This is a genomic window from Enterococcus sp. 3H8_DIV0648 (genome assembly GCF_002140655.1).
Classification (GTDB): Bacteria; Bacillota; Bacilli; order Lactobacillales; family Enterococcaceae; genus Enterococcus_A; species Enterococcus_A hulanensis.
The window spans coordinates 610,817-616,408 of sequence record NZ_NGLG01000001.1; the positions used below are offsets into that span (position 1 = coordinate 610,817).

The 5,592-nt window shown below is 38.6% G+C and carries 8 protein-coding genes; 7 read left to right on the top strand and 1 reads right to left on the bottom strand.

Going from position 1 to position 5,592, the window contains the following annotated elements; all coding sequences use genetic code 11:
• Window positions 1–267 precede the first annotated feature (267 nt).
• The 4 genes from A5875_RS02770 to A5875_RS02785 all read left to right on the top strand — a co-directional run bounded on the left by A5875_RS02770 (window position 268) and on the right by A5875_RS02785 (window position 3,655).
• Window positions 268–648, top strand: a complete 381-nt coding sequence (locus A5875_RS02770; protein WP_010744471.1) for a MerR family transcriptional regulator — start codon at window positions 268–270, stop codon at window positions 646–648.
• 48 nt (window positions 649–696) lie between these two features.
• Complete coding sequence (gene glnA / locus A5875_RS02775; RefSeq protein WP_088932187.1) at window positions 697–2,037, top strand: type I glutamate--ammonia ligase; 1,341 nt, start codon at window positions 697–699, stop codon at window positions 2,035–2,037.
• A 238-nt stretch (window positions 2,038–2,275) separates the two neighbouring features.
• Window positions 2,276–3,010, top strand: coding sequence for a class I SAM-dependent methyltransferase (locus tag A5875_RS02780; protein WP_088932188.1), 735 nt, complete (start codon window positions 2,276–2,278; stop codon window positions 3,008–3,010).
• Window positions 3,011–3,079: 69 nt separating this feature from the next.
• Window positions 3,080–3,655, top strand: a complete 576-nt coding sequence (locus tag A5875_RS02785) for a GNAT family N-acetyltransferase (RefSeq protein WP_242551207.1) — start codon at window positions 3,080–3,082, stop codon at window positions 3,653–3,655.
• A 36-nt stretch (window positions 3,656–3,691) separates the two neighbouring features.
• Here the strand turns inward: A5875_RS02785 and A5875_RS02790 are convergent, their stop codons facing one another.
• On the bottom strand, window positions 3,692–4,159 hold the full coding sequence (locus A5875_RS02790) for a TspO/MBR family protein (RefSeq protein ID WP_088932189.1): 468 nt from the start codon (window positions 4,157–4,159) through the stop codon (window positions 3,692–3,694).
• Window positions 4,160–4,413: 254 nt separating this feature from the next.
• On the opposite strand from A5875_RS02790, the gene A5875_RS02795 reads away from it, so the two are divergent.
• From A5875_RS02795 to A5875_RS02805, 3 genes are read left to right on the top strand one after another with little or no spacing between them, the layout of a single operon-like run.
• Complete coding sequence (locus A5875_RS02795; protein WP_088932190.1) at window positions 4,414–4,683, top strand: IreB family regulatory phosphoprotein; 270 nt, start codon at window positions 4,414–4,416, stop codon at window positions 4,681–4,683.
• Window positions 4,680–5,108, top strand: coding sequence for a Holliday junction resolvase RuvX (ruvX, locus tag A5875_RS02800; protein WP_088932191.1), 429 nt, complete (start codon window positions 4,680–4,682; stop codon window positions 5,106–5,108). The genes A5875_RS02795 and ruvX overlap by 4 nt, the downstream gene beginning before the upstream one ends.
• Before the next feature lie 15 nt (window positions 5,109–5,123).
• Complete coding sequence (locus tag A5875_RS02805) at window positions 5,124–5,441, top strand: DUF1292 domain-containing protein (protein ID WP_088932192.1); 318 nt, start codon at window positions 5,124–5,126, stop codon at window positions 5,439–5,441.
• Window positions 5,442–5,592 lie beyond the last annotated feature (151 nt).

The window sequence follows — 5,592 nt, forward strand, 5'->3', positions numbered from 1 at the left end:
TAATTACACCAACTAAACCTGCCATTGGATGTTTATTATTTATCTGAACGAATTCACCAAGTTCAAATTTAGACAATTTTACACCTTCTCATTCTTTTTCACCAGTATAACAAATTTTTTTGAACTTAAAACGTTGTTCCAGTGCAGTTTTTTCTAAAAAAACGAACATTCATAAAATCTATGTAAGGAAATCTGACATTAACTCTTGACGAGTGGTCTATGGGGTGGTATCCTTTTTCCAACATCAAAAAACAAGGAGGAGATGTTATGCGGGAAAAAGAATTGCGTCGTTCGCTTGCTGTTTTTCCAATTGGTACAGTTATGAAGTTGACAGATTTGACTGCACGACAAATTCGGTACTATGAGGAACAAGAATTGATCCATCCAGAACGAAGTGAAGGTAACCGTAGGATGTACTCTCTAAATGACATTGATGTGCTGCTAGAAATCAAAGATTATCTATCTGATGGACTGAATATGGCAGGAATCAAACGTGTCTATCAAATGCGTCAAGAAGAGGTCAAAGCTGCCAAAGAGAAGCCGCCTTTGACTGACAAGGATGTGCGTCGGATTTTCTATGATGAGATGTTGACGCAAGGTGGTTTCCAACAACAAAATCCATATCAATCGCAAGGCCCTAAGCTGTAGTGGTTGTGGAATATAAAAAAATGAAGTGCGAGGAAGGGATTAGATATTATGCCGAAAAGAGATCTAAGTAAAGAGGATATTAAACGAATTGTCGAAGAAGAGAACGTCCGCTTTTTACGTCTGATGTTTACAGACATTATGGGAACAATCAAAAATGTTGAAGTACCAGTTAGCCAAATGGCAAAAGTCTTAGACAATAAAATGATGTTCGACGGTTCATCTATTGAAGGATTTGTCCGGATCGAAGAAAGTGATATGTACCTGTATCCAGATTTGACAACTTGGATGATTTTTCCATGGGAAAGTGATCATGGCAAAGTTGGGCGTTTGATCTGTGATATTTATGGACCAGATGGCACACCATTCGCAGGAGATCCTCGCGGGAATTTGAAGCGCGTGTTAAAGGGAATGGATGAATTTGGTTTCACATCATTCAACTTAGGACCTGAACCGGAATTTTTCCTATTCAAAATGGATGAAAATGGCGATCCAACATTGGACTTGAATGACAAAGGCGGATACTTTGATTTCGCCCCAACCGATTTAGGCGAAAATTGTCGTCGTGATATCGTATTGGAACTTGAAAGCTTAGGCTTTGAAGTAGAAGCTTCACACCATGAGGTTGCTCCAGGTCAACATGAAATCGACTTTAAATATGCAGACGCGATCGAAGCCTGCGATAATATCCAAACCTTCAAACTGGTTGTTAAAACAATTGCTCGCAAGCATGGTCTTCACGCAACATTTATGCCAAAACCGTTATACGGCATCAACGGTTCTGGTATGCACTGCAACATGTCTTTATTTAATGACGAAGGCAATGTCTTCTACGATGAAGATGGTCCGATGAAATTAAGTAAGACTGCTTATCAATTTTTAGCAGGTCTTTTAAAACACGCGCGTGCATACACGGCAGTATGTAACCCGATTGTTAACTCTTATAAACGTCTAGTTCCCGGTTTTGAAGCTCCAGTTTATGTAGCATGGAGCGGACGCAACCGTTCACCATTGATTCGTATCCCAGAATCTCGTGGTTTGTCTACGCGTCTGGAATTACGTTCAGTCGATCCAGCGGCTAACCCATATTTGACAATGGCTGTTTTATTAGAAGCTGGTTTAGATGGAATTCGTAACGAATTGACACCGCCAGCAGCGGTTGATCGCAATATCTACGTGATGACTGAAGAAGAACGTAAAGAAGCAGAAATCTATGACTTGCCATCTACAATTCATAATGCAATCAAAGCATTGCGTGAAGATCAAACCATGGTGGATGCACTAGGCAACCATATTTATACGAACTTCAATGAAGCGAAACGTATGGAATGGGCAGCGTTCCGTCAAACAGTATCAGAGTGGGAACGCGATCAATACTTAGAGCTTTACTAAACCTAACTCGCAAAACTCTTGAGGATTTCCTCAAGAGTTTTTTTGTGAGCATAAATCCTAGCGTTCTTACTTCGTAAACTAACTACAAAAAATTGAACTAATAGAATTTCTCCAAGTGTTGATTGACTCTGTCTAAGTTGAATAAAGGAAAAGAAATTCGGGTCCCAATATAGAAGTGGCAATTTTTAGCAAAACTTTTTTTGCTATAATAGATTCAACAATTTGTGAGGTGAGAGGGATGGAAGATAGGTATCAAACGTTTGCGTATGACTATGATGAATTCGGCAGTATTGAAGACTATTTGGGTGCTGAAAGATTATTTTTCCAGCAGTTGTTCTCAGAGCGGGATGCTAAGACCGTGTTGGACTGTGCTTGTGGAACAGGGCAGCATCTTTATATGTTTTCAGAAATGAATTTAGAAGTGGTCGGTTCGGATTATTCGAAGGCGATGCTGGAAGTGGCAGAGAAGAACTTGACCGAAAGAGGCATAACAGTACCGTTGCATCAATGTGATTTTAGGTATTTAGAAGAAGTACACAAAGAAAAATTTGATGCGATCGCCTGTTTAACAACCGCTTTGCCTCATTTGCATAACGAACAGGACTTAGTTACGGCGCTTAAGTCAATGAAAGCTAGACTCAATAGTGAGGGTGTTCTTGTTCTCACGCAAGGAACGACTCATCATAATTTGGCGCTGCCAGCGATTGAGGTAGTAGTAAATCGCTTGGATTTTTCAAGGGTATTTGTCAAGGAGCAAGATGAGGAGTTTCAAACGATCCACGTTTTAGATATGTATCATTCGACTGAACGAATGGAAAATAATCAGTATGATATCGTTTATAAAATTATTTTGGACGAGGACTATCAACGGCTATTAACGGAAGCCGGGTTTAAAAATATTGAGATTTATGGAGATTACGACAAAAATGCTTATGATAAAGAAAGCAAGCGACTAATCGTTGTTGCTCAATAAAAGCAGGTTAATTCGTTTTCTTTAATTTTTGTACAAATCACAGATCACATCAAGAATAGAGGGATGAAAATGATAGTGAAGGGAAACTGCATTGACTTGAGACCAGCAACTTTGGCAGATCGTCAGAGAGTCTATGATTGGTGTTTTCAATCAGAAACGACCAAGTCACACAGCGGCCCACCGGATTATCCTGAAATAGCTATTGCAACCTATCAGGAGTTTTGTGATGATTATTATGAAGAGTATTATTTTACAGGAGCTTATCCAGAAAAAGGACAAGGCTTCCTGATTATGAACAACCAAGAAGCCGTTGGTTTTATCAGCTATTCAACCTATCATCTGAAACCTTCCTCAGCTGAATTGGATATTTGGATGAAGGACGAAACTAATTGTGGAAAGGGTTTTGGTAATGACGCGCTCCGTACCTTGAGTGATTATTTGCAGGAAGAGTTAAAAATCAATCTTTTATTGATTGCTCCAGCCAATAAAAATATACGAGCAATCAAATCTTACGAAAAAGCTGGCTTCCAAAGGACAGACAAAGCGATGAAAACTTTTTTGACAGAAGAATATCAATTACAATATGGCTGCGGAGATTATGGCGTAGATGGAACGGCGATATTGGTGAAACATTTAGATAACTAGAAAAAGACATCAGTTTTGATGTCTTTTTAGCTGTGTTTAGTTCAAAATCGCTAGACCAAATGAAAGATATGTGGCATAAATAATCCAAATTAAATAGGGAATAAAACAGATTGCTGCCCCGTTGGAAATACCACGAAATTCACGAATACTAAAAATAATAGTAATTAATAGGAACAAACTAATAAACGAAGCGATCCAAAAATGCGAACCACCAAAGAAAATAATGCTCCAAATGAAGTTTAAAACCAGTTGGATTCCGAAAAAAAAATAAGAACGAGTTTTATTCTTCGCAGTTTTGCTATCGATTACTAAAAATAAAGCTAATCCGATCAAGGCATAAAGGATGATCCAGATAGTTCCTACGATGTTGCCTGGGGGAGCCAGAAATGGTTTGTTTAGCTGAGCATAAACCGCTGGAATATTGCCAGCAAAAAAGCCAGATATCGACCCAATTAATTCTACACCGATAATACAGGCAAGCAGCTTTAAAAATTTATTTAACAAGATAGAACCTCCTTTGTTTTTTATAGTGGGCTAGATTACACTTTACAACGCCATCTACTCATTCAGTATAACGAGCATTATCCATAAAATAAAAAAAGATGCTTACAAAAAAAGCCATATGTAAGCGGAAATCATGTTATAATAATTTGGAAGATTTTCTAAAGCCAAGAGATTGGCAACTTGCAAAATTTGTAAGTTTTGTCTTCTTTTAGTAGAATATAATTGTTGATAATTCCAAGGAGAGGTGTGAGAAAATGGGATACACAGATGAAACAGTCCGTTTTGATTTTGATGATAATCGCAAGAAAGAAGTCAGCGAGACATTAACGATCGTTTACAATGCTTTAGCCGAAAAAGGCTACAACCCGATCAACCAAATCGTCGGCTATTTATTATCAGGAGATCCTGCGTATATTCCTCGTTATCAAGATGCACGAAACTTGATTCGTCGTCACGAACGCGATGAAGTTATGGAAGTTTTGGTAAAATACTATCTGAAAGATCATGGTATTGATATTCGATGAGAATAATGGGACTAGATGTCGGCTCTAAAACTGTCGGGATCGCGGTAAGTGATCCATTTGGTTGGACGGCTCAAGGAGTCGAGATCATCCGAATCGACGAAGAACAAGGGAAGTTCGGTTTTGAACGCTTAGGTGAGCTTGTTAAAGAATACCAAGTCACCAAGTTTGTTGTTGGACTTCCTAAAAATATGAATAATTCGATCGGTCCGCGGGCCGAAGCTTCGATGGCCTATGCCGAAAAAATCAAAGAGCTCTTTGATTTGCCGGTCGATTTTCAAGATGAACGACTAACTACAGTGCAAGCTGAACGAATGTTGGTCGAACAGGCGGACGTTTCGCGTTCGAAAAGAAAAAAAGTTATCGATAAACTTGCGGCGGTTATGATTTTGCAGAATTATCTCGATCGTACCGGCAACAAAATTTAGAAAAGAGGAATAAGAATGGCACACGAACACACACATGATCACGAGCATGATCATGACCACGAACATGAAGTGATCACTCTAGTAGACGATGAAGGAAATGAAACGCTATACGAGATTCTTTTGACTATCGATGGTCAAGAAGAATTCAATCGTAATTACGTGTTGCTTTACCCAGCAGGCGCACCTGAAGATGAGGATGTTGAATTGCAAGCTTACGCATACGTTGAAAACGAAGACGGCAGCGAAGGCGAATTACAACAAATCGAAACAGATGCTGAATGGGATATGATCGAAGAGGTCTTTAATACCTTCATGACCGAAGAAGAAGAATAGCAAAAAGCAAGAGGAATCCTACATTCTAGGACTCCTCTTTTTTTTTATAAGTAATTCATTGTTCTGATACTAAATAAGTAAAAGCGGTCAATAAAAATAAGTATTTTTATGTCAATCAATTAAAAATCCGACTCAAACAAATCATTTGTCA

What these genes read in the sequence shown, in the direction of transcription:
- A5875_RS02770 (WP_010744471.1), top strand. Translation starts at nt 268, where the DNA reads ATGCGGGAAAAAGAATTGCGTCGTTCGCTTGCTGTTTTTCCAATTGGT.
- glnA (WP_088932187.1), top strand. Translation starts at nt 697, where the DNA reads ATGCCGAAAAGAGATCTAAGTAAAGAGGATATTAAACGAATTGTCGAA.
- A5875_RS02780 (WP_088932188.1), top strand. Translation starts at nt 2,276, where the DNA reads ATGGAAGATAGGTATCAAACGTTTGCGTATGACTATGATGAATTCGGC.
- A5875_RS02785 (WP_242551207.1), top strand. Translation starts at nt 3,080, where the DNA reads ATGATAGTGAAGGGAAACTGCATTGACTTGAGACCAGCAACTTTGGCA.
- A5875_RS02795 (WP_088932190.1), top strand. Translation starts at nt 4,414, where the DNA reads ATGGGATACACAGATGAAACAGTCCGTTTTGATTTTGATGATAATCGC.
- ruvX (WP_088932191.1), top strand. Translation starts at nt 4,680, where the DNA reads ATGAGAATAATGGGACTAGATGTCGGCTCTAAAACTGTCGGGATCGCG.
- A5875_RS02805 (WP_088932192.1), top strand. Translation starts at nt 5,124, where the DNA reads ATGGCACACGAACACACACATGATCACGAGCATGATCATGACCACGAA.